The organism is Nocardia uniformis NBRC 13702 (assembly GCF_001613345.1).
Lineage (GTDB): Bacteria > Actinomycetota > Actinomycetes > Mycobacteriales > Mycobacteriaceae > Nocardia > Nocardia uniformis.
Window position 1 is genome coordinate 1 of record NZ_BDCE01000003.1, and the last position, 21,510, is coordinate 21,510.

The following is a 21,510-nucleotide window of genomic DNA, read 5'->3' on the forward strand; positions in this document are numbered from 1 at the left end:
TTTCGGCGCAGCATCGTCTTGGTATCGGCCAGGGCATAGGTCGCGGTGCTCATCGCACGGACTCCTTTTCGGTGCGGGCGGACGCGGAGCCGGTCTGGTCGGATCCGGTGAGCGCGAGGAAGACATCATCGAGATCGGGTGTGTGGACGGACAAGCCCTCGGGTTCGATACCGATCACATCGAGACGGTCGATGACCTCCCGTACCGCGCGGACGCCACCATCGCTGGGAATGGCCAGCGTCAGATCGCCGTTGACCTGCGCGGCCCCGCCGAACGCCTGGGCGACGGTGGCCAGTGCGTTGCGATCGGCGAAATCGAGTTTGATGTAGCCGCCCGGTACCAGCCGCTTCAGTTCGTCCGCGGTGCCCTCGGCGACAATGCGTCCGCCGTGCAGTACCGCGATGCGGTCGGCCAATTGGTCGGCCTCCTCGAGGTACTGGGTGGTGAGGAAGACGGTGACGCCACCGGAGACCAATTCGCGAACGATGTCCCACACCACGCGGCGGCTGCGCGGATCCAAACCGGTGGTGGGTTCGTCGAGGAAGATGATGCGCGGATTGCCGACCAGGGTCATGGCCAGATCGAGTCGCCGGGTCATACCGCCGGAATAGCTGCTCGCCATTTTGTCGGCGGCATCCACCAGATCGAAACGCGTCAGCAATTCCTCTGCGAGAGCGATACTTTCACGGCGGGGCAGGTGGTTCAGATCGCCCATGAGGATGATGTTCTCGCGCCCGGTGAGCAGGTCGTCGACGGCCGAGAACTGACCGGTCACGCCGATCGCCGAACGTACCGCGGCGGGTTCGGTGGCGAGTTCGTACCCACCGACGCTGATATCGCCGCCATCCGCGCCCAGCAGCGTGGCGAGGATCTGGACGGTGGTGGTCTTACCCGCACCGTTGGGGCCGAGCAGCGAAAAGATGGTGCCCTCAGCGACATTCAGATCGATCCGGTCGAGCACTACGTGTTCACCGAAGGATTTGCACAACCCTTCGACCGCTATGGCCGAGGCGCGGGATCCGGTGTTCATGGGGTTTCCTCTCATCTACGAAATAGGTGCATTGATACGAATGAATGCATGCGTCAGGTAGTCCGTGACAGCCAGGGGGCCGGTCATGGTTTTTCGAAGTTACTTATTCAGTTGTGGGTGCAGGTTTTCGAACTAGATGTCGAGGTCTTCGACCGCCGGTCGGTCGGCGATATCGGCGACCCGCTCATAGAGCTTCGCGGGTATGGAGTCCTGCAGCTCCTCGATCGTGTCCACGATGGTCAGGGTGTAATCACCCCAGCTCGGATCGCCGACGCCGAGCAGTCCGCGCCAGCTCTTCATTTCCTTGAGCCAGTTGAAGTTCGCGGAGTAGTCGTTCCAGTCGGCGGCGTGGATGTGCAGTACGAACTTGCCCTTCCGGCTGCGAAAGACCTGAATATGCGTCTGGACGTTGCCTTCGGCGTCGAAGTCGCGTGATTCTCCGAGCAGCGCACCGGAGAAGCGGACCTGACGAACACCGTTGTGCCCGACGGGGAGCACAATCTCCTCGAAGCCCTCGATGCGCCCCTCCTCCAGTTCGATGTAGCGGCGCAGCGCCGTCACGATCGCCCCGGAGAGATTGCCGCCAACCAGCTCCTGCGCGCGGGTGAACAGCTTCAGATCCTCATCGGATACATAGATCGTCTTGTTCGGCATGACTTCACTATACGTAGACGTATACGTACACACAAGCCCTGGCCTTCATTTCCTGCCGATTGAACCGTCGGCGGGTCGGATTCGTATCTCCCATCACAGGTGGCAAGGCTCCAGCATCCGGCGGCCGGGGCCCGAAGGGAGCGTGCATGCACAGCGAGACGCGGGTGGTCGACTATCTGGTCAGAGCGATTTCCGCACTGAATGTGCGGCATGTGTTCGGCGTCGGTGGCGCGAATATCGAAGATCTCTACGACGCCGCCTTCGACTACGAACCGATCACCGCCGTCGTGGCCAAACACGAGTTCTCCGCCGCCACCATGGCCGATGGCTACGCCCGCTCCACCGCCGGACTCGGCGTTGTCATGGCGACCTCCGGCGGCGGGGCCGTGAATCTGGTCGCCGGGCTAGCCGAATCCTTCGCCTCCCGCGTCCCCGTCCTCGCAATCGTCGGGCAGCCCCCGACGGTCCTGGAAGGCAAGGGCGCCTTCCAGGACTCCAGTGGTCGCGCGGGGGCCTTCGACGCGGTGCGGTTGTTCACCCCGATCACCCGCTATTGCGCACGGGTCGAATCCGCCGCCGACCTGCCCGCTCACCTGCACCGCGCGGTGACCGCCGCCCGCGCCGGTGGGCCGTCCGTGTTATTGCTGCCCAAGGATATTCAGCAGGCCGAAATGCCCGCCGTACCCGACTTCCAGCCGCCGATACCCATCCATCGCCACGACCTGAGCGGGATTGCCCGGGTGCGGCAGGCACTGCGCACCGCAAGCGCCACCGGCAAGGTGGTGATAATCGCCGGGGATCAGGTCGCGCGCGATGACGCGCGCACCGAATTGGCGCGGCTCGCAACCATTCTCGATGCCGCCGTCGGGGTCGCTCCCGACGCCAAGGACGTCTATGACCAGTCCGCATCCGGCTGCTGCGGCGTGGCGGGGAGCATGGGCCATCCCGAACTCCTCGATGCGGTCCATCGCGCCGCGCTGTGTCTGCTGATCGGCACGCGTTTACCGGTCACGGCACGAGCCGGAATGGATGACGCACTCGCCCCGATCACCGTCGCCAGTATCGGCGCGGAGCCGCCCTTTCTACCCAGCCTGCACGCGGACAGCACCGACCTGGCCGCCACGCTCACCGCACTGTGCGACGAATTGCACAGCACCCCCGTCGATTCCGTCTTCGAACCCGCAGCGCCGCTAAGGCAACCGTCGGCTGCGAACGAACTCACCGCACTGGACGTACCACCGTCGGACGGTCCCGGCCTGCGGTACCGGACCATTGTCGAAACCATCGACACCGCCCTGCCCGACGGTTCGGATGTCTTCGCCGATGCGGGCAATACCGGTGCGTCCGTGGTCCACCACCTGCGGGTACCGCGCGATGGCCGGTTCACCGTCGCACTCGGCATGGGCGGTATGGGCTACGCCTTCGGAGCCGGAATCGGTTCCGCCTTCGCCCGTGGGCGGCGCCCGGAGGGTGGGCTGCGGCGCACCTTCGTAATCGCCGGTGACGGCGCGTTCTTCATGCACGGCATGGAGGTCCACACCGCCATCGAATACCGGCTACCGATCACCTTCATAGTTCTCAACAACAACGCACATGCCATGTGTATAACTCGCGAACAGCTCTTCTACGGAGATCGCTACAGCTACAACCGCTTCCAGCCCGCCCACCCCGGCGCGGGTATGGCCGCCATGTTCCCGGGCCTGTGTGCGCACACCCCGACCACGCTCACCGAATTGACCGCGGCGCTGCGGCATTGCACCGATACCGAGGGGCCCTCGTTCATTTCCGTGGATTGCGATCCGGACGAGGTCCCACCGTTCACGCCGTTCCTGACGGCATCGAGGAGGCTCCCGTGACCACTGCCCTGCCCGCTCTCAGTGATATTCCGGAAGAGGTACTGCCCGGGGTGTTGCGGATCGAGACCTCCGACCGCGAGGCCAGCACGCCCATCATCATGGACATGCTGCGGTCGGTGTATCCGCATGATCAGATGTTCGGGCAGTTCTGTCCGGTCCAGGACTACATTGCCGCACCGCCGCGTGAGGTGTACGAATACCTCTCCGACACCCGGTCTCTGGAGGAGTGGACCTACAGCCTGCGCGGATTCGTGGAAACCGACGAACCCGGGCTGTGGGAATCCGCGGACCGGCTCGGGCCCAACACCAAGATCTACACGCGCACCGTAGCCAATCCGGACGCCATGACCGTGGATTACCACTGTGCGTGGGATCAGGGCAAACACCTGTGGATGGTCTATCTCATGCGGGTAGTCGATGCACAGGTGGTGTTCGACAAGCCCGGATCCGTGGTGCTGTGGACGAACTGCCGTCACCCCTTCTATGACGAGAACCCCTATCCGGAGGCCGCGCCCCCGGGGCGCAAGGTCTGGGTCGGCGACTTCTGGGAGATGTTCTCCGCCGGACACCGCATCGAGCTGGACAACCTCAAGGCGATCTGCGAGTACCGGGCCGCGCACGGCCTGCCGCTCACGCCCGACTGGATGAAGTGAGAGGCACCACAATGGATTTCACCGACCCCGCTCTGGCATTGCCGCCGGTCAGCCTGGTGGATATCGCGAGCTATCTGCCCGGCGAACCCGTCGGAACCGAATACTTCACGCAGTACTCCCGCTCCGATCGCATGGCCAAGAACGTCATGTTCCGCTCACCGAAGACCCGCCACCATGTGGGTCGCGACGAGACGGAGGTCGATATGGTGGAGCGCGCGGTGCAGCCGCTCATCGAACGCCATGGGCGCGAATTCATTTCCGGGATCGATGTACTGCTCACCCATACCCAGCTGCCGACCAATCCGGTACTCGGAGCCGGACCGCAGGTAGCGCGGCGGCTGGGAATGAAGCCCACCCATGTGATCGATGTGCACAATGGCGGCTGCGCGGCATTCATCCACATGATGGAGCTGGCGCGAACCATCCTGCGCGGCACCGCCGCTCGGACCGCGCTCATCGCCGTAGCGCAGAACTGTGCCGGACCGGTATTCACCCAGTCCGAGATTCGCGGACTGGCGCAGGCCCCGGTACCGGGCGATGGATGCGGCGTCGGCTTGCTCGTGAAGGACAACAGCGCGCCGATACTGGATATCGAATGCCGCACCTACCCCGAGTTCGCCGGAGATATGGATTTTTCCACCGGCTCCGACCGCAAGTACTGGGAACCGGGTGCCGGACAGGCCTGCGTGAGCTTCAGCGAATCCAAGATCACCAAGGTATTCGCCCGCGGTAACCGACTGGTACCGGAGGTGGCCGCGGTGGTCTGCGACCGGATCGGGGTGAAGGGCCGCGATATCGACACCTTCGTCACCAATCAGCCCAATCGGCTGTTCCTGCGCAATTGGCACGACGCGCTGGAACTGCCCGCCGAACGCCATCCCGACACCTTCGATCAGTGCGGAAACCTGTTCGCCGCAGGCATTCCCGTCACCCTCGACGCCGAACACCGGGCCGGACGGTTGACGGACGGGTCGGTGGTGCTCATGGCCGCCTTCGCGCATGCCGGTGACTTCGCGGGTGCGGCAGCCGTGCGCTGGGGTGCGGTCAGATGACCACGCACACCGCTGCCGCACAGTCGCTCCCAGCGGCGTGGCCCGAGTTCGCACCCCGGCGTTATGACCTGGGACTGAGCGAGAATCCGTTTCCCCCACTGCCCTCGGTCTTGCGGGCGATGGAAGAGGCGCTGGCGCACGCGAATCGGTATCCGGAATTCGAACCGCGGCGGCTGCCCCGACTCATTGCCGGCCATATCGGAGTCGGTACGGACGAGGTGGCGGTGGGATCCGGCGCGACCGGGGTGACGCTCCAGATCATGCAGACGCTGACCGCACCCGGCGACCGCATGGTTTTCGCGACGCCCACCTTCGACGGGTATCCGATCATGGCGTCCATGACCGGATTGGAACCCGTCGGCGTGCCACTGGATTCGTCCGGCCGACAGCCGCTCTGGGCGATGGCGCGGGCGGTGGACGAACGCACCGGGCTGGTTGCGGTATGCCGGCCACACAATCCCACCGGCACCGTCGCACCCGCCAGCGAGTTGAAGGCATTTCTGCACGCGATACCGTCGCGGGTGCCGATCGTGCTCGATGAGGCCTATGTCGAATTCCTCGGGGCCGCGAAAACTCTGGACCCGGTGCAGCTCATTCGCCGCCATCCGAACCTGCTGGTACTGCGTACCTTCTCCAAGGCGTACGGCCTGGCGGGGCTGCGTATCGGCTATGCGCTCGGATCCGCGGACCTGATCCGGCGGGTGCGGCGACTACAGCTGCCCTTCGGGGTACCGACGAGTTCGGTGGCGGCGGTGGCGGCCTGCTATGCGGCGGAAGCCGAACTGGGGATGCGCATTCTGCGAATCACCACCGAACGCGAATTGCTGCGAACCGCATTGCGGCGGGCCGGAATCCGGGTACCGCGCAGTAGCGGCAACTTCCTGTACCTGCCCGGCGGCGGCATGTCGGCGGCGCTGGCGCGAGCCGGGATAGCGGCGAAGAACTATCCGGACGGCAGCGCCCGGATAGCGGTCGGCGACCCGGCGGCCGGGCGGGCGGTACTGCGAGCGGTGACCCGGGGTGCGGGCGCGCCACGCAGGCCGCTGGGCCACGACGACAGCGTGCGGGCGCTCACGGCGCGGCCCGAGCCCAGCGCTGCGCCAAGGCCGCACAGGTGATCAGCTGCACCTGGTGGAAGATCATGAGCGGCAAGACGATCAGCCCGATCGGCTCCCCCGCGAACAGTACGGCGGCCATGGGCAGACCGGTGGCGAGACTCTTCTTCGAACCACAGAACACCACCACGATGCGGTCGGCCCGATCGAAGTGGGCGAGGTCGCCGACGAAGCTCGTCACCCCCAGCACAATCGCGAGCAGGACGCAGCACACCGCGGTGAGCCCGAGAATTCGCCAGGGGGACATGGTATGCCAGATGCCCTCCACCATGCCCGCGCTGAACGCGCTGTAGACGACCAGCAGAATCGAACCGCGATCCACCAGTCTCGTCGACTCCCCGTGCCGCGCCATCCACCCGGAAACCTTGGGCCGCAACAGCTGACCGGCAATGAACGGCACCAAGAGCTGCAGCACGATATCGAGAATCGCGGAGGGGTCGACCTCGGTCTGCCCGGTGGTGTTCAGCAAAAGCAGCACCAGTGCCGGGGTCAGGAAGACCCCCAGGAGATTCGACAGGGTGGCACTCACGATCGCGCCCGCCACATTGCCCTTGGCGATCGAGGTGAAGGCGATCGAGGACTGCACCGTGGACGGCACCAGCGTCAGGAAGAGCAGACCGGTGTAGAGATCATCGGTGAGCACCCGCGGCACCAGCACGTGCGCGGCCAGCCCGAGCAGCGGAAACAGCAGGAAGGTGCAGACCAATACCGTGAGGTGCAGCCGCCAATGAGTGAGGCCCGCAACCGCTTCCCGAGGAGCCAGTCGCGCGCCGTACAGCAGGAACAGCAAAGCGATGGCAATTTTCGTCAGCCAGCCCACTACCTCCGCGCCGTCGCCCCGGGCCGGGAAAATACTGGCCAGGACGACTACCGCGAGAATCGACAGAATGAATCCGTCGATGTAGAACTTGCTGAGAAATCGCACTTGTCGAGGTTAGTACCGCCTGGTCCGCCCCTGGAATTCCTGGCGGCGAACAGTGGCCCGCGCCACGGATACCCGCGGCGGTGACGTGCACCCTTCGCTGATTCGACGAGGGCCGAGGACGTGAACCAATGCGTGGGTGCTAATGTGAACATGAGTTAGCTGGAGAGTCCTGACCGCTTCGAAAGGAACGTTCTATGACCACCGCTCACGCAGTTCACGAGACGCACGACCACGTTCACGGCCCGGATTGCGGCCACGTAGCCGTTCCGCACGGCGACCACACCGACTATGCCCACGACGGCCATCTGCACCGCTCCCACGACGGCCACTACGACGAGTGCGAGCCCGCAGGCCACGTCACCCACGAGGGCCACGACCACGTGCACGGCCCCGATTGCGGCCACGATGCCGTCCAGCACGGCGACCACGTCGACTACGTCCACGACGGTCACCGCCACGCCGCTCATAACGGGCACTACGACGATCACTGAGCACATCCCTCCCGCGCATCCGCCGAGTTGGCGGGTGACCCGCGGCTGGAAAGATGGCGGAGGTGGCGTTCTTCCGACGTGATCCACAGCGCGGCTACCGCCCGAACCCGGCACCGGCGACGGGCACTGCCAGTCGGGTCCTGATTCGTTTCACCGTCGCCGGGCGCGAATTCGTGCTCCGGCGGACGGTGATCGAGCCGGGCGGGCAGAGCGGCTGGCACTATCACGACGGCACACTGTGGGTGCTCGTCACCGGGGGCGATCTCGACCATCCGTGGACCGATTGCGTACCACTCACCCATCGGCGGGGCCGGATCTTTCGCGAACCAGGTGGGCGTGCGCACGCCCACCTGGCGCGCAATCTCGGTGCGACGCCGGTGAAACTGACGGTGCTGTACATCAAACCGGCCGGTAGCCCGCTGGCACGCGGGATAGATCCGCCGCCGTGCGCGCGGTGAGCATCTCACCTGCGGCATGCTGAACCACATGATCGAAATCGTCACCGTTTCGACCGAAGCGGACCTGGCCGATGCCTTCGCCATTCGGATGCAGGTTTTTGTCGAGGAACAGGGCGTACCGGCCGAGATCGAAATCGATGAGCTGGACCGGACCGCCGACCACCTGCTCGCCCGGCTCGATGGGCAGCCGGTCGGGACCGGTCGGCTGACGGTCCGAGCGGATATCGGTGTGCTCGGCCGACTGGCCGTATCGGGGAAGTCGCGCGGTACCGGCCTCGGCGCGGCGCTGGTGCGGGCCATCGAGGAGCGGGCACGAGAACGGGGTCTGACAGCCGTCGAGTTGCATTCCCAGACCCAGGCGATCGGCTTCTACGAGCGGCTCGGATATACGGCGTTCGGGGAACCCGATTGGGACGCGGGCATCGAGCACATCTGGATGCGGAAGGGGCTTGGCTGCTGATATCGGTGGATTCCGGCCAAAAGCACGCCGGAATGACGGGATGATCGGTACACCCGAAAGACCGGACGACCACGCGCCGGAATGACGGGGACGGTCAGCGCCCGGAAGGACCGGACGATCAGTTGGTGGCGGGTTCGCAGGCGTCGCGCAGCGAGCAGGAACCACAGGCGCTGCCGCAGCCGCCGACCTCTGCGGCGGGGGCGAGGCCCGCGATGGCCTGGGCAGCGGCATTCGCGCCCGCGCCGAGGGTGAGGAAACCGATCACGACGGTGACGATCGGGACCGCGACCGCGGCGATACCACCGGCGACGAGCGCCACCACACCGCCCGCCGCGAGCAGAATGCCCGCGCCGACCGAGGTGGGGCCGGCTACCCGATTGGCCAGGCGGAAGGCTTCCTCGGAGGCCAGCGCCTCCTGGGTATGTACTCCGAAGTAACGGTTGCCGGGCAGTTTGCCGGTCAGACCGAGCACCCCGGTGACGACGGCAATGGCCGCCAGCACGAACAGGATCAACGCCACAACAAGCACCCTGGCAGCGTAGCCCAGTCCGATTCGCACGTTGCGGGCCCGGTCGGCGCGTCACACCACGTGTGACCTGGGGCTCAGCACCGGACCGGACGGTTGGACCCTTTTTGGGTACGGGGGGCGGCACGCTTTACCCTGGTGAGCGACGTTATCTCCGATCGGCGAGAGACCAGAAGGCAGGACCGTGCAGGACACTCGTGCAACCGACACCACCGGCACCACCGAGTCCGGGAGCAGCGACGTGCCCGCACACCGCTACAACGCCGACCTCGCGGGTCGGGTCGAAACCAAATGGCAGCGGAACTGGACCGAGCGCGGCACGTTCTTCGCGCCCAATCCGGTGGGCCCGCTGGCGGGCGAGACCCCGCCGGACAAGCTGTTCATTCAGGACATGTTCCCGTACCCCTCCGGCGCGGGCCTGCACGTCGGCCATCCGCTGGGCTATATCGCCACCGATGTCTTCGCGCGCTTCCACCGCATGCGTGGCCGGAATGTGCTGCACGCCCTGGGTTATGACGCCTTCGGCCTGCCCGCCGAGCAGTACGCGGTGCAGACCGGTGCGCATCCGCGCGTGACCACCGAGTCGAATATCGCCACCATGCAGCGCCAGCTGGATCGGCTGGGCCTGGGCCACGATCGACGACGTTCCTTCGCCACCACCGACCCCGAGTACTACAAATGGACGCAGTGGATCTTCCTGCGCATCTACAACGCCTGGTACGACGAAGTGCAGGGCAAAGCGCGCCCGATCAGCGAGCTGATCGCCGAATTCGAGGCCGGTAAACGGTCCGACAACGGGCGCGGCTGGTCGGATATGAGCGTGTCGGAGCGCAATGCCCTGATCGACTCGTATCGCCTGGTCTACCAGACGGATTCGATGGTCAACTGGTGCCCGGGGCTGGGCACGGTGCTGTCCAATGAAGAGGTCACCGCCGACGGCCGCAGCGAGCGCGGTAATTTCCCGGTGTTCCGTAAGCGCCTGTGGCAGTGGATGATGCGCATTACCGCCTACTCCGATCGACTGGTCGACGACCTGGACGAGCTGGACTGGCCGGAGAGTGTCAAGGCCATGCAGCGCAACTGGATCGGGCGATCGCGCGGCGCGCAGGTGAAGTTCGAGGCCGGGGTCGACACCATCGAGGTGTTCACCACCCGCCCCGACACCCTGTTCGGCGCGACGTACGTGGTGCTGGCGCCGGAGCACGAGCTGGTGGATCGACTGACCGCCGCCGAATACCCGGCGGGCGTCGACGCGCGCTGGACCTTCTCCTCCGATACCCCGACGGAAGCCGTTGCGGCCTACCGCAAGTCGATTGCCGCCAAATCGGATCTGGAGCGGCAGGAGAACAAGGAGAAGACCGGCGTCTTCCTGGGCAGTTACGCCACCAATCCGGTGAACGGCGCGCAAGTGCCGATCTTCATCGCCGATTACGTACTGAGCGGCTACGGCACCGGCGCGATCATGGCGGTACCCGGACACGACCCGCGCGACTGGGACTTCGCCACCGCCTTCGGCCTGTCGATTGTGGAAGTCATTGCGGGCGGCGATATCTCGACGGGCGCGCACACCGGCGACGGCACCCTGGTGAACTCCGGATTCCTGGACGGCATGGCGGTCGAAGCCGCCAAGTCCGCGGTCATTTCCAAGCTGGAGGCCGACGGCCACGGTCAGGGCAAGATCCAGTACAAGCTGCGCGACTGGCTGTTCGCCCGCCAGCGCTACTGGGGTGAACCGTTCCCGATCGTCTACGACTCCGACGGCGCTCCGCACGCCCTGCCGGAATCCATGCTGCCGGTGCGACTGCCGGAGATGGAGGACTTCGCCCCCGTCACCTTCGATCCCGACGACGCCGACTCCGAACCGTCGCCGCCGCTGGCCAAGGCCACCGACTGGGTACACGTCGAACTGGATCTGGGCGACGGCCCGAAACAGTACCGCCGCGACACCAATGTCATGCCCAACTGGGCGGGCAGCTCCTGGTACCAGCTGCGCTACGCCGACCCGACCAATCCGGAGGCCTTCTGCGCACCGGAGAACGAGAAGTACTGGCTGGGCCCGCGTCCCGCCGAACACGGTGCGAAGGATCCGGGCGGTGTCGACCTGTATGTCGGCGGTGTCGAGCACGCGGTACTGCACCTGCTGTACGCGCGCTTCTGGCAGAAGGTGCTGTTCGATCTGGGTGACGTCTCCGGCTACGAGCCCTACCGTCGCCTGTTCAACCAGGGCTACATCCAGGCCTACGCCTACACCGATGAGCGCGGCGCGTACATTCCGGCCGCCGAAGTGACCGAGCGCGACGGAAAGTTCTTCTGGACCAATACCTCCGGCACCGAGATCGAGGTCTTCCAGGAGTACGGCAAGATCGGCAAGTCACTGAAGAACGCCATCTCCCCCGATGAGATGTGCGATCTGTACGGGGCCGACACCTTCCGCTTCTACGAGATGTCCATGGGCCCCCTGGATACCTCCCGCCCCTGGGCGACAAAGGATGTCGTCGGCGCGCACCGCTTCCTGCAGCGCGTCTGGCGACTGGTGGTGGACGAGGAGTCCGGCACGACCCGGGTCACCGACGACGAACCGTCCAGCGACACACTGCGCCTGCTGCACAAGACCATCGCGGGTGTCGACGACGACTACGCCAACCTGCGCGATAACACCGCGGGCGCGAAGCTGATCGAGCTGACCAACCACCTGACCAAGAACTACCCCGACGGCACCCCCCGCGCCGTGGCGGAACCCCTGGTCCTGATGCTGGCCCCGATGTCCCCGCATATTGCCGAAGAGCTGTGGGAACGCCTGGGCCACACCGCATCACTGGCGCACGGCCCCTTCCCGACCGCCGACCCGGCCCTGCTGGTCGCCGATTCGGTGGAGTACCCGATCCAGGTCAACGGCAAGGTCCGCAGTCGCGTCAGCGTCCCCGCCGACGCCGACAATGCCGCGGTCCAGGCCGCCGCCCTGGCCGACCCGAAGGTCGCGGAACTGTTGGGCGGCAAGGATCCCCGCAAGGTGATCGTCGTCCCGGGCCGACTGGTGAATATCGTCGCCTGACCTCGGCGCGAAGTATTCGGGCCCGGTGCGCACCGCGCACCGGGCCCGTTGTCGAGGCCGCCTACTCAGTGCGCACGGGCCGGTTCGCTGCGGAAGCGCGACGGCTTGCCGGCGATGCGGCAGATTTTCCACAGCACGCGGGCGATGGGGTTCATGAGTTGATGTGGCGCGCTTCCTCGGCGACATGAATCGTCATGACGCGCTCCAACATCGGCTGCTCCCCCCGCCAGCACCATGACGAGCTCGATATCCGCCGCGATAATGGCACGGCGGCGCTCGATGCCGGTTCCTCCGCTAAGCGGGCGGAAGCAGTACGTCGTCGAGTGTCACCATCGACAGGTTGCGCTCACAGATGATGTCCACCAGTTGGCCGTAGCAGTGCGTTACGGCGGGGGCGTTGGCGTGGCCGATAATGATGGTCTGTGGGTGGAAGTACTTGTGGGCGCACTCGATCAGATACTCATCGGTAATCACCCCGGAGTCGGAGAGGGAGCCGTACCACATGACCGGGACGGTGTAGCCGAGATCGGCGGCCACCTTGTCGACCCTCGCATTGTGACGGCCGAACGGGGGGCGGTAGTACGGGGTGCCGTCCACGCCGAAATTATTGCGCAGGAAGGTCTTCGCCCGGTTCAGCTGGGCGGCGATCCCCGCCTCGGACAGGCTGGTCAGATCGGCGTGGTCCCAGGTGTGGTTGGCGAGCTGGATCTGGCCGGAATCGACCAGCGGACGCAGGGCATCGCGGTGCGTGGTCCAGGAGTCGTAATAGGCGGTCACGAAGAAGGTGAAGCGGGCGCCGGTATGGCGAGCGAATTCGATATACGCACCGACCACCTCCGGGCTCGCGCCGTCATCGACGGTGAGTGCCATGCTGGTGCCGTTACCCGGGAGCGCCGTAATGGTGCCCGCCGGAATGGCCGTCTTGGGCCCGGTCGGCGGTGCGGGCAGTGTCCTGGGCACCACCTCGGGGAAATTGACGGTGGGCGGGATATCGTCCGTGCCGAATTCGAGAATCCCGCTATTGGCCCTGGTGCAGCCGGTGAGGGCGAAGGCCGTACCCGCCGCGAGCAGGCCGAGCAGCTGTCGTCTGTGCATCATCGATGTGACTCACTCCGTGGATATCGCGTGGTCCCCCGGCAATTCCACAGTTATATCCGCAACGGGTGCACCTGTTGCGGAGAACGCGCGGCGTGCGCGCAATCGCGTCCGATCAGCGCGGAATGGGCCGCAGCACGATCTCGGTGGGATGCGCGTCGCGCGGCGTCTCGACAGCATTGCGCACCGCCCGCGCCACCGTCGACGCGGCCAGGAAATCCCGTGGCCGATAGTCGCGGCCCTCACCAGCAACGATCTCGCGCTGCATATCGGTGTCGATGCGGCCCGGATGGATCGAGGTGACGCGCAGCCCGGTCTCCTCCGATCGCAGGGCGTCGGCGAAGGCGCGCAGCCCGAATTTGCTCGCCGCGTACACACCCCACCCGGCATTGGCGCGCAGCCCCGCACCCGAATTGATCAGCACCACATGCCCGTTCGCGGCGCGCAGGGCGGGCAGCAGCAGCCGGGTCAGCTCGGCGACAGCGATCAGATTGGCTTCCAAGGTATTCCGCCACTGCGCCACCGACGAATCGGCTATGGTGCCGAGGTCGGCGACCCCGGCATTGTGGACCAGCACATCCAGCCGCTCGACCGGTTCCACCGCACGGGCTACCGCCTCGTAGTCGGTCAGCTCCACGGGAAATCCGGTCGCACCGGGCAATTCGCTCAGTATCGGCTCGAGCGCCTGCGATGTGCGAGCGCCCAACAGCAGCCGATGGGTGGGTGCGAGTTCGCGTGCGATGGCGGCGCCGAGCCCGCGGCTGGCACCGGTGACGAGCGCGGTCGGCTGGACTGTCACCGGGTCGTTGCTGGTCGCGTCCGAATTGGCCATGTGATCACCGTAACGGGGATGCGCACCGGGCGATGATTCCGGTCAACGGCATCGTCCGTTCGTATCAGGTCAGAAAGGCCAGCCAGGGTGACATCTGTCGAACCGGATCCCGCCCCACCCCGCACCGCCGAACCACCCTCCCAGCGCGCATACCTGCCGGTGCCGTCGCAGAATAGGGCGATGACACACCCGGGTTTCACGCCGACCCAGCTCGCGGCGCGCGCCGCCTATCTGCTGCGCGGCAATGATCTGGGCACCATGACCACCGCCGCCCCCAAGCTGTATCCACACATGTGGAGCTGGGATGCCGCCTTCGTAGCGGTCGGCCTGGCCCCGCTGAGCGTGGAACGGGCCGTCGTCGAGATGGATACGCTGCTGTCGGCGCAGTGGCGCAGCGGCATGATTCCGCACATTGTGTTCGCCAATGGGGTGGACGGGTACTTCCCCGGCCCGGCCGCCTGGGAATGTCGACGGCTCGCGGCCGACGCACCCGACGGACCGGATACCTCGGGCATTACCCAGCCGCCCGTGCACGCCATCGCGGTGCAGCGCATCCTCGACCATTCCCGCCGCCACGGCCGCAGTACCCGCGCGGTCGCCGAGGATTTCCTGCATCGCCGCTGGCCGGACCTTATGCGCTGGCATCGCTGGCTCGCCTACGCCCGCGATCCGAAACAGCACGGACGCATCACCATCTATCACGGGTGGGAATCCGGAATGGACAATTCGCCGCGCTGGGATCGGGCCTACGCGAATGTGATTCCCGGTGAACTGCCCGCGTACGAGCGCGAGGATCTGCACGTGGTGGGTGATCCGACACAGCGTCCGTCCGATCGCGAATACGACCGGTACATGTGGCTGGTCGAGCAGATGCGCCGCGCGAGCTACGACGACTACCAACTGGCCTCGACCATGAGTTTCGCGGTGGAGGACGTCTTCGTCACCGCCATCTTCGCGCTGGCCTGTGAGGTGCTGGCCAATATCGGCGAGGAGCACCGGCTGCCGCATGCCGATGTGCGCGAACTCTACGAATGGTCGGACTACTTCCGCGCCGGTGTCATCGCCACCACCGATGCGCGCAGTGGGGCCGCCAAGGACTTCGATGTACGGGCCGATCGCTGGATCGAAACCGACACTCTGGCCGTCTTCGCACCGCTGCTGTCCGGCGGGCTGTCACGGGACGCGGAGCGACGGCTGCTGCGCCTGTTCGAGGGGCCGAAGTACTGCGGCCATCCGGACCTGCGGTACGCGCTACCACCGTCGACCTCACCGGTGGCCAAGGACTTTCGACCGCGGGAGTACTGGCGCGGGCCGGTATGGCCGGTAATGAGCTGGCTGTTCTCGTGGGTCTTCGCCCGGCGCGGTTGGGCGGAGCGATCGTTCATGCTGCGCGCGGAAGGGCTGCGCCAGGCCAGCGACGGCACCTTCGCGGAGTACTACGAACCGTTCACGGGCGAACCGCTGGGCAGTATGCAGCAGTCGTGGACGGCGGCGTCGGTCCTCGACTGGCTGGGCTGACCCCCCGGCCCCCGTCCCTCCCGTCATTCCGTCCCTCCCATCCCTCCCGCCCTCCTGTCCCTCCTGTCCCTCCCGTCATTCCGGCGCGCTTTTGGCCGGAATCCACCTACCCAGGCTGTATTACTCGGGCAGCCAACACAGCAGTAGCGGTTCCAGCCCCGCAGCAACAGGCACCGCTACTGTCGAAATCCATGTACCGACGCTCGAACGACCCCCGTAAAGCTCGTCGCAGGTACCTCATCAGCTCCGCCGCAGCCCTGGCGGGCATCCTGTCGGCCACCGGAACGGCCGCCGCCGCGCCCGAAGGTCCCGACGTATCCTCCTGGCAGCATCCCGGCGGCAGCGGCATCAACTGGTTCGCCGTACGCGGGGCCGGACACCATTTCGCCATGGTGAAGGCCACCGAGGGGCTGAGTTACGTCAACCCCCACTTCGTCCCCGACAGTCTCACCATGCGCGCAGCCGGAATCGCCCGGGGTACGTACCATTTCGCGCGCCCCGCGCTACCCCCTGAACCGCAGGCCATCTTCTATTCGACCATGGTGCTGGGCCAGAACGGCCCGCTCGATATGCCCGCGGTGCTGGACCTGGAGGATTCCGGCGGCCTCGCGCCCGCGGCACTCATCGACTGGACCCATCGCTATCTGAATACGGTGGAGGCGCTCACCGGGCGGCCGCCGATCATCTACACCGGGGTGAACTTCTGGAAGACCGCCATGGCCGACTCCAACGAGTTCACCCGATACCCCCTGTGGATCGCGGACTATCGCGGTAACGACCGCCCCGAGGTGCCGGGCGGCTGGCCGACCTGGACCTTCTGGCAGTACACCGATTCCGGCAGCATCCCGGGCATCCCCGCCGCCACCGATATGAACGTATACAGCGGCGCCCAGGGCGATCTCGGGACATTCGCGCGAATCCCGTTCAGCGGCAGCGGCTAAGGGAGTTCATATCGGGTGTGGATTCCGGCCAACGAGAAGGACGGGCCACCGGTAACCAGTGGCCCGCCCTGGGGGATCAGGACTCGTCCTTGATGGAGGGCGGGCCCTGAGAGTTCGCGAATTACCCGCCGATCGTGCCGCCGTCCTTCTTCCACACCACGGCCACGGACGGGCGCGGCTGGGCGGTGCCACCGTCCGGCCAGTGCGAGGCCGGGTTCGCGGAGGTATGGTCGTCCAGCTCGCCCGGGTGCTGCACGGCTACCAGGACACGATCGGCGGTGACGATCGGGCCGCAGGTTTCCGCGCCGACCGGCACGGTCAGGAATTGCTTTGTCTCACCGCGACGTTCGCCCTCCAGTACAACCGAGAACAAGCCGTCGTTGGACTTCAGCGCATTGCCGTCGGTGGAGATCCACAGATTGCCGTGCGGGTCGAAGGCCAGGTTGTCGGGGCAGGAGATCGGACTGACCTTGGACTTGTCGAAACCGGCGAAATAGGTGTCGGCGGTCGCCGGGTCACCGCAGACCAGCAGCAGCGACCAGGTGAACGCGGTGCCCGCGTGGTCGTCGACCAGCTCGAGCACCTGGCCGTTCTTGTTCTGGTTGCGCGGATTCGCCTCGTCGACACCGGGCTTGCCGTCTGTGCCGCGGTTCTTGTTATTGGTCAGCGCCACATAGACCTTGCCGGTCTTCGGATTCGTTTCGAAGTCCTCGGGGCGGTCCATCTTGGTGGCACCGACCGCATCGCCCGCGAGCCGGGTGAATACCGCGACCTCCGCGGCACTCATACCGTCGACCAGGGACCGGCCCTTGCCGTCCGCACCGGTCTCCAGGATCGGAATCCACTGGCCGGAACCGGTGAATCCATTGTCCGAGGGCACCTTTCCGCTGCCGTCGATCTGATCCGGGTGGTCGCCGGACAGTTTCGCGACGTACAGGGTGCCCTCGTCGAGAATGGTCATATTGTGCTTGCGCGCGGCGGCGGTGCCGTCCTGTTCGATCTTCTTGCTGGAGACGAACTTGTACATGTAATCGAATCGCTCGTCATCACCGGAGTAGGCGACGACCGTGCCGTCCGCGGTGACGTGGATGGTGGCCGCCTCATGCTTGAACCGGCCCATCGCGGTGTGCTTCACCGGGGTGGAGGCGGGATCCCACGGGTCCACCTCGACAATCCAGCCGAATCGGTTGGCCTCATTGGGTTCCGCGGCCAAGTCGAAGCGCTTGTCGAAGCGCTCCCAGTGCCGGGGCTCATCGTTCGTGCCCAAGCCGTACCGCTTGGCCCGGTCCTTGGCGACCGGATCGGCGATCTCGCCGCCGAAGTACTGGTTGAAGTTCTCCTCGCCGGAGAGCACGGTGCCCCAGGGGGTGGTACCGCCGGAGCAGTTGTTGAACGTGCCCGCGACCTTCAGACCGAACGCGTCGGCGGAGGTCTTGACCAGATCGCTGCCCGCGGCCGGACCGATCAGTTGGAATTCCGTGGTGCCGGTGATACGGCGGTTGTACTTGCCGAGGACGGGGGTGAGCTTGCCGGATCCCGCCTCACCCTTGACCTCCACAACCGAGAGACCGTGGGCGGCGAGTTCGGTCTCGAACTGCTCCCGAGTCGGCTCGTCCGGGTTGTAATCGGGGAACATGAACGGCCCGGTGGTGTACTCATGGCTCACCACCAGCAGGAAGCTGTCCGACTCGCCCTCAATGGGCAGCAGCGCCGCGAAATCGTTGTTGTAACCGAACTGCTTGGCCTGCGCGGCGGCGGTTTGATTGTCGAAGTCGAACTTCGGCGCGTCCGGGAGCACCGGGTCGCCCCAGCGAATCACCACACCCTGCTCGTAGCCCTCGGGCACGACCAGCGCGTCCTCCTTATTGGGCGCGACGGGGGTGAAATCGGTGCCGGTACCGGTGCCCGGGTTCGCCTCGGCGGCATCCGCCGTGTCATCGCCGCAGGCGGCGAGCAAACCGGCGGTGCCGGTAGCCAGCACCACGGCAGCACTGCCCTGCAGCATGCGCCGCCGCGACATGGACGCGACGATATCGCCGAAGTACTCCCCGGCCGACTTATTGGGGACCTCGTGGGCGCACGCATTGCCGCACTTGTATCGGCAGGTGACGGAGGCGCGCGAGGACGCGCCGTCGTGCTTCACGAAAAGGGCAAGGGGTTTCAACACTGCGGGCTCCCGGGTTCGGTCTGTCGGGCGCACGGTAACGACGCCAAAAGAGCCGGAGGCAGCCAGCAGGTTAACAACCACCCAATTAGGTTGCCCTTAGTTTGCCACAGCAACCTCAGGGTTAGAGCACCTGCGAGAGGAACTGACGCAGGCGCGTCGTCTCGGCATTGTCGAAAAGCTGGTCCGGCGTGCCGGTTTCGATGACCTGCCCGTGATCCATGAACACCACCCGATCGGAAACCGAACGGGCGAAACCCATTTCGTGTGTCACCACAACCATGGACATACCGCCCGCGGCGAGATCGGCCATCAGCGCCAGCACACCCTTCACCAGCTCCGGGTCCAGCGCCGAGGTGGCCTCGTCGAAGAACATGAGCTGTGGCTTCATTGCCAGCGCCCGCGCGATGGCGACGCGCTGCTGCTGGCCACCGGACAGATTGGCCGGGCGCACATCGGCTTTCCCGGTGAGTCCGACTAGCTCGAGCTGTTCGATCGCGAGGGTGCGCGCCTGTTCCTTGGACAGTCCGTGCAGTTTGCGCGGCCCGAGTTCGATATTCTCCGCCACCGTCTTGTGCGGGAAGAGGTTGAACTGCTGGAACACCATGCCGATGCGCTGGCGCAGCCGGTCCGGGTTCTCGGTGAGCACCGATTTCCCATCCACCAGAATGTCGCCCTTATCCGGCTCGTGCAGCCGGTTGAGCACACGCAGCAGCGTGGACTTACCCGAACCCGAGGGGCCGATCACCGTGGTGGTCTTGCCCGCATCCACATGAATGTCGACGCCCCGCAGAATATGCGTATTGCCCAGTGTCAGATGCAGATCGGTACCGGTGAGGGAGGCGCTCACGCTCCACGTCCTTCCGTGATGACGGCCTGCTCGATCGGATCGGTCGGATCCGGGCGGCCGGTGCGCAGTCGCTTATCGATGTAGTTCACCAGGTGGGTCAGCGGGACGGTCAGCACCAGGTACATCAGGCCCGCCGCGACCAGCGGCGATAGATTTCCGGTCTGCGCGTTGAGATCTCGACCGACCGCGAACAACTCCCGTTGCGAGGCGAGCAGTCCCAGGAAGTAGATGAGCGAGGAATCCTTGATGAGCGCGATGAACTGATTCATCAACGCGGGCAGCACCCGACGCACACCCTGTGGAATCACCACCAGGGTCATGGCCTGGTGGTAGCCGAATCCGATGGCGCGGGCGGCTTCCAGCTGTCCGGGCTCCACCGATTGGATACCGGAGCGGAAGATCTCGCCGATATAGGCCGACGCCAGCAGCGCCAACGCCACCGCACCCAGCCAGTACGGATTATTGCCGGTTATGCCCTTGACCACCGGGCCGACACCCAGGCCGATGAGCAGGATGATCACCACGGCGGGCAGGCCGCGGAAGATATCGGTGTAGACGCGGGCGGGCCAGCGCAGCCAGCGGGTGCGCGAAATCCCGGCCACCGCGAGCAGCATGCCGATCACGGTGCCGATTACGCCCGAAACCAGCGCCAGGATCAGGGTATTCGGCAGACCCGTCTTGATCAGGTCGGGGAAGGCCTTCTGATACAGCGACCAATCGAAGAAGGTGTCCTTCAACTGTTGCAGCGTCGACTTCGGTTGCACCGCGGCCCGATCGCCATTGTTCGCCGTATTCTCGGCGGCAATCGTCGCGAAGTCGGGCAGCTGCGGCAGCGGCGCGGCCTTGGAGCCCGGCTTCCAGCCCGGCGGCAGTTCACGCGGGACCCAGTCCTGGTAGAGCGCGGCGTAGGTGCCGTCCGCGATGACCGCGTCCAACCCGGCATTGAGGGCGTCGGCGAGCGGCTGATTGTCCTTGCGCACCGCCCAGGCCGCGAAGTTGTTGAGGCTGAAGGTGTTCTGCGCGATATGGGTCGCGTCGCCGGATTTGATCGCGCCCACGGCCTGCGCCGACGGGGCCACCCAGGCGTCGATCTGACCGGACTTGAGATTGGCGTAGGCGGTGTTGTAATCCGGGAACTTCACCGGATCCAAATGCAGTTCATTGGTGACGTACTCGTCCTGCACGGTGCCCTGTACCACGCCGACCCGGCTGCCGCCGCTCAGGTCGCCGAACGCCTCGATGGCGCTATTGGTCGGCACCACCAGCGAGAAGTAGCCGAAGTCGTAGCCATTGGTGAAGTCGACGAGCTGGCGGCGAGCATCGGTGGTGGTGATATTCGAGGAGCCGACGTCGAAGCGGTTATTGGCCACCTGCGCCAGCAGACCCGCGAATTCGGTTCCGGTGAACTCGATCTGGAGACCGAGCTTGGCGGCAACGGCCTTCAGCAGCTCATTGTCGAAACCGGTGAAGCGGCCCTCGGAATTGACGCAAATACTCGGCGGGGCATCGGACAGGGTGCCGACGCTGAGCTTGCCCGGGGTGAGCAACCCGAGCCTGCCGATATCGATCGTGCTGAGCGGCTCGGTATTGGGCGTCGTGTACTTGTCCGACGCCGCACCCTGCTGCGCACTCGTCAGATTGGGTGGCAGTGCCGTGGCGGCCGACAGGCCCGGCGGCGAACACAGATCGTCCGGTGCCGCGGCGCTCGGACCCGCGCCCAGGGCAACCGTACCCATGAGTGTGACCAGCAACACCCCCGCGACCGACAAAAAGCGGTGTCGACGTCGGGGGTGTGGGGGCGCGGGCGTGCGCAAGCAAACCATGACAAAGAACCCTAG

The 21,510-nt window shown here is 65.7% G+C and carries 19 protein-coding genes; 10 read left to right on the forward strand and 9 right to left on the reverse strand.

Translation table 11 applies throughout. The annotated features are described in order from the left end of the window. Positions 1-49 precede the first annotated feature (49 nt). Together NU1_RS00360 and NU1_RS00365 are read right to left on the reverse strand one after the other, a co-directional pair. Complete coding sequence (locus tag NU1_RS00360) at positions 50-1,030, reverse strand: ATP-binding cassette domain-containing protein (protein WP_067516121.1); 981 nt, start codon at positions 1,028-1,030, stop codon at positions 50-52. Positions 1,031-1,162: 132 nt separating this feature from the next. Continuing rightward, complete coding sequence (locus NU1_RS00365) at positions 1,163-1,684, reverse strand: EXLDI protein (protein WP_067516123.1); 522 nt, start codon at positions 1,682-1,684, stop codon at positions 1,163-1,165. Positions 1,685-1,830: 146 nt separating this feature from the next. Between NU1_RS00365 and NU1_RS00370 the strand changes: the two genes are divergently transcribed. From NU1_RS00370 to NU1_RS00385, 4 genes are read left to right on the forward strand one after another with little or no spacing between them, the layout of a single operon-like run. After that, the gene (locus NU1_RS00370) at positions 1,831-3,540 is read left to right on the forward strand and encodes a thiamine pyrophosphate-binding protein (protein ID WP_067516125.1); all 1,710 of its coding nucleotides are present in this window, start codon (positions 1,831-1,833) and stop codon (positions 3,538-3,540) included. Beyond that, a complete protein-coding gene (locus NU1_RS00375; RefSeq protein ID WP_067516127.1) occupies positions 3,537-4,193 on the forward strand; it encodes an SRPBCC family protein in 657 nt (218 codons plus the stop codon). Before NU1_RS00370 ends, NU1_RS00375 begins: the two co-directional genes overlap by 4 nt. Before the next feature lie 11 nt (positions 4,194-4,204). After that, the gene (locus NU1_RS00380) at positions 4,205-5,245 is read left to right on the forward strand and encodes a 3-oxoacyl-ACP synthase III family protein (RefSeq protein WP_067516129.1); all 1,041 of its coding nucleotides are present in this window, start codon (positions 4,205-4,207) and stop codon (positions 5,243-5,245) included. Further along, positions 5,242-6,363 carry an aminotransferase class I/II-fold pyridoxal phosphate-dependent enzyme gene (locus NU1_RS00385; RefSeq protein ID WP_084520850.1) on the forward strand — a complete coding sequence of 374 codons (1,122 nt, stop codon included), beginning with the start codon at positions 5,242-5,244 and terminating at the stop codon, positions 6,361-6,363. Before NU1_RS00380 ends, NU1_RS00385 begins: the two co-directional genes overlap by 4 nt. Here the strand turns inward: NU1_RS00385 and NU1_RS00390 are convergent. Then, positions 6,317-7,285: a bile acid:sodium symporter family protein gene (locus NU1_RS00390; RefSeq protein WP_067516131.1), complete on the reverse strand. Its 969-nt coding sequence runs from the start codon at positions 7,283-7,285 to the stop codon at positions 6,317-6,319. The genes NU1_RS00385 and NU1_RS00390 overlap by 47 nt on opposite strands. Positions 7,286-7,479: 194 nt before the next feature. On the opposite strand from NU1_RS00390, the gene NU1_RS39900 reads away from it, so the two are divergent. The 3 genes from NU1_RS39900 (at position 7,480) to NU1_RS00405 (ending at position 8,694) form a co-directional block, all read left to right on the forward strand. Then, on the forward strand, positions 7,480-7,776 hold the full coding sequence (locus NU1_RS39900; protein ID WP_084520851.1) for a hypothetical protein: 297 nt from the start codon (positions 7,480-7,482) through the stop codon (positions 7,774-7,776). Between the two features lie 62 nt (positions 7,777-7,838). After that, positions 7,839-8,234 (forward strand): cupin domain-containing protein, encoded by a 396-nt coding sequence (locus tag NU1_RS00400; RefSeq protein ID WP_245719884.1) that lies wholly within the window; start codon positions 7,839-7,841, stop codon positions 8,232-8,234. Between the two features lie 28 nt (positions 8,235-8,262). Then, on the forward strand, positions 8,263-8,694 hold the full coding sequence (locus tag NU1_RS00405) for a GNAT family N-acetyltransferase (RefSeq protein ID WP_067516193.1): 432 nt from the start codon (positions 8,263-8,265) through the stop codon (positions 8,692-8,694). A gap of 118 nt (positions 8,695-8,812) precedes the next feature. Here NU1_RS00405 and NU1_RS00410 read toward each other — a convergent pair whose 3' ends face one another. Beyond that, a complete protein-coding gene (locus NU1_RS00410; protein ID WP_307642509.1) occupies positions 8,813-9,214 on the reverse strand; it encodes an SdpI family protein in 402 nt (133 codons plus the stop codon). A gap of 190 nt (positions 9,215-9,404) precedes the next feature. On the opposite strand from NU1_RS00410, the gene leuS reads away from it, so the two are divergent. After that, a complete protein-coding gene (leuS, locus tag NU1_RS00415; protein WP_067516136.1) occupies positions 9,405-12,272 on the forward strand; it encodes a leucine--tRNA ligase in 2,868 nt (955 codons plus the stop codon). A 294-nt stretch (positions 12,273-12,566) separates the two neighbouring features. On the opposite strand, the gene NU1_RS00420 is transcribed toward leuS, so the two are convergent. Together NU1_RS00420 and NU1_RS00425 are read right to left on the reverse strand one after the other, a co-directional pair. Next, positions 12,567-13,367: a polysaccharide deacetylase family protein gene (locus tag NU1_RS00420; RefSeq protein ID WP_067516138.1), complete on the reverse strand. Its 801-nt coding sequence runs from the start codon at positions 13,365-13,367 to the stop codon at positions 12,567-12,569. A 115-nt stretch (positions 13,368-13,482) separates the two neighbouring features. After that, positions 13,483-14,199, reverse strand: a complete 717-nt coding sequence (locus NU1_RS00425) for an SDR family oxidoreductase (protein ID WP_067516140.1) — start codon at positions 14,197-14,199, stop codon at positions 13,483-13,485. A gap of 180 nt (positions 14,200-14,379) precedes the next feature. Between NU1_RS00425 and ggh the strand changes: the two genes are divergently transcribed. Both ggh and NU1_RS00435 read left to right on the forward strand, forming a co-directional pair. Then, positions 14,380-15,717 carry a glucosylglycerate hydrolase gene (gene ggh, locus NU1_RS00430; protein WP_067516195.1) on the forward strand — a complete coding sequence of 446 codons (1,338 nt, stop codon included), beginning with the start codon at positions 14,380-14,382 and terminating at the stop codon, positions 15,715-15,717. Between the two features lie 191 nt (positions 15,718-15,908). Beyond that, positions 15,909-16,658, forward strand: a complete 750-nt coding sequence (locus NU1_RS00435; RefSeq protein WP_067516142.1) for a glycoside hydrolase family 25 protein — start codon at positions 15,909-15,911, stop codon at positions 16,656-16,658. 121 nt (positions 16,659-16,779) lie between these two features. Here the strand turns inward: NU1_RS00435 and NU1_RS00440 are convergent, their stop codons facing one another. The 3 genes from NU1_RS00440 to NU1_RS00450 all read right to left on the reverse strand — a co-directional run bounded on the left by NU1_RS00440 (position 16,780) and on the right by NU1_RS00450 (position 21,486). Next, positions 16,780-18,822, reverse strand: a complete 2,043-nt coding sequence (locus NU1_RS00440) for a PhoX family protein (RefSeq protein WP_067516197.1) — start codon at positions 18,820-18,822, stop codon at positions 16,780-16,782. Positions 18,823-18,946: 124 nt separating this feature from the next. Next, positions 18,947-19,672 (reverse strand): amino acid ABC transporter ATP-binding protein, encoded by a 726-nt coding sequence (locus NU1_RS00445; protein WP_067516145.1) that lies wholly within the window; start codon positions 19,670-19,672, stop codon positions 18,947-18,949. Then, positions 19,669-21,486, reverse strand: coding sequence for an ABC transporter substrate-binding protein/permease (locus NU1_RS00450; protein ID WP_371859745.1), 1,818 nt, complete (start codon positions 21,484-21,486; stop codon positions 19,669-19,671). Before NU1_RS00450 ends, NU1_RS00445 begins: the two co-directional genes overlap by 4 nt. Between the last annotated feature and the right edge of the window lie 24 nt (positions 21,487-21,510).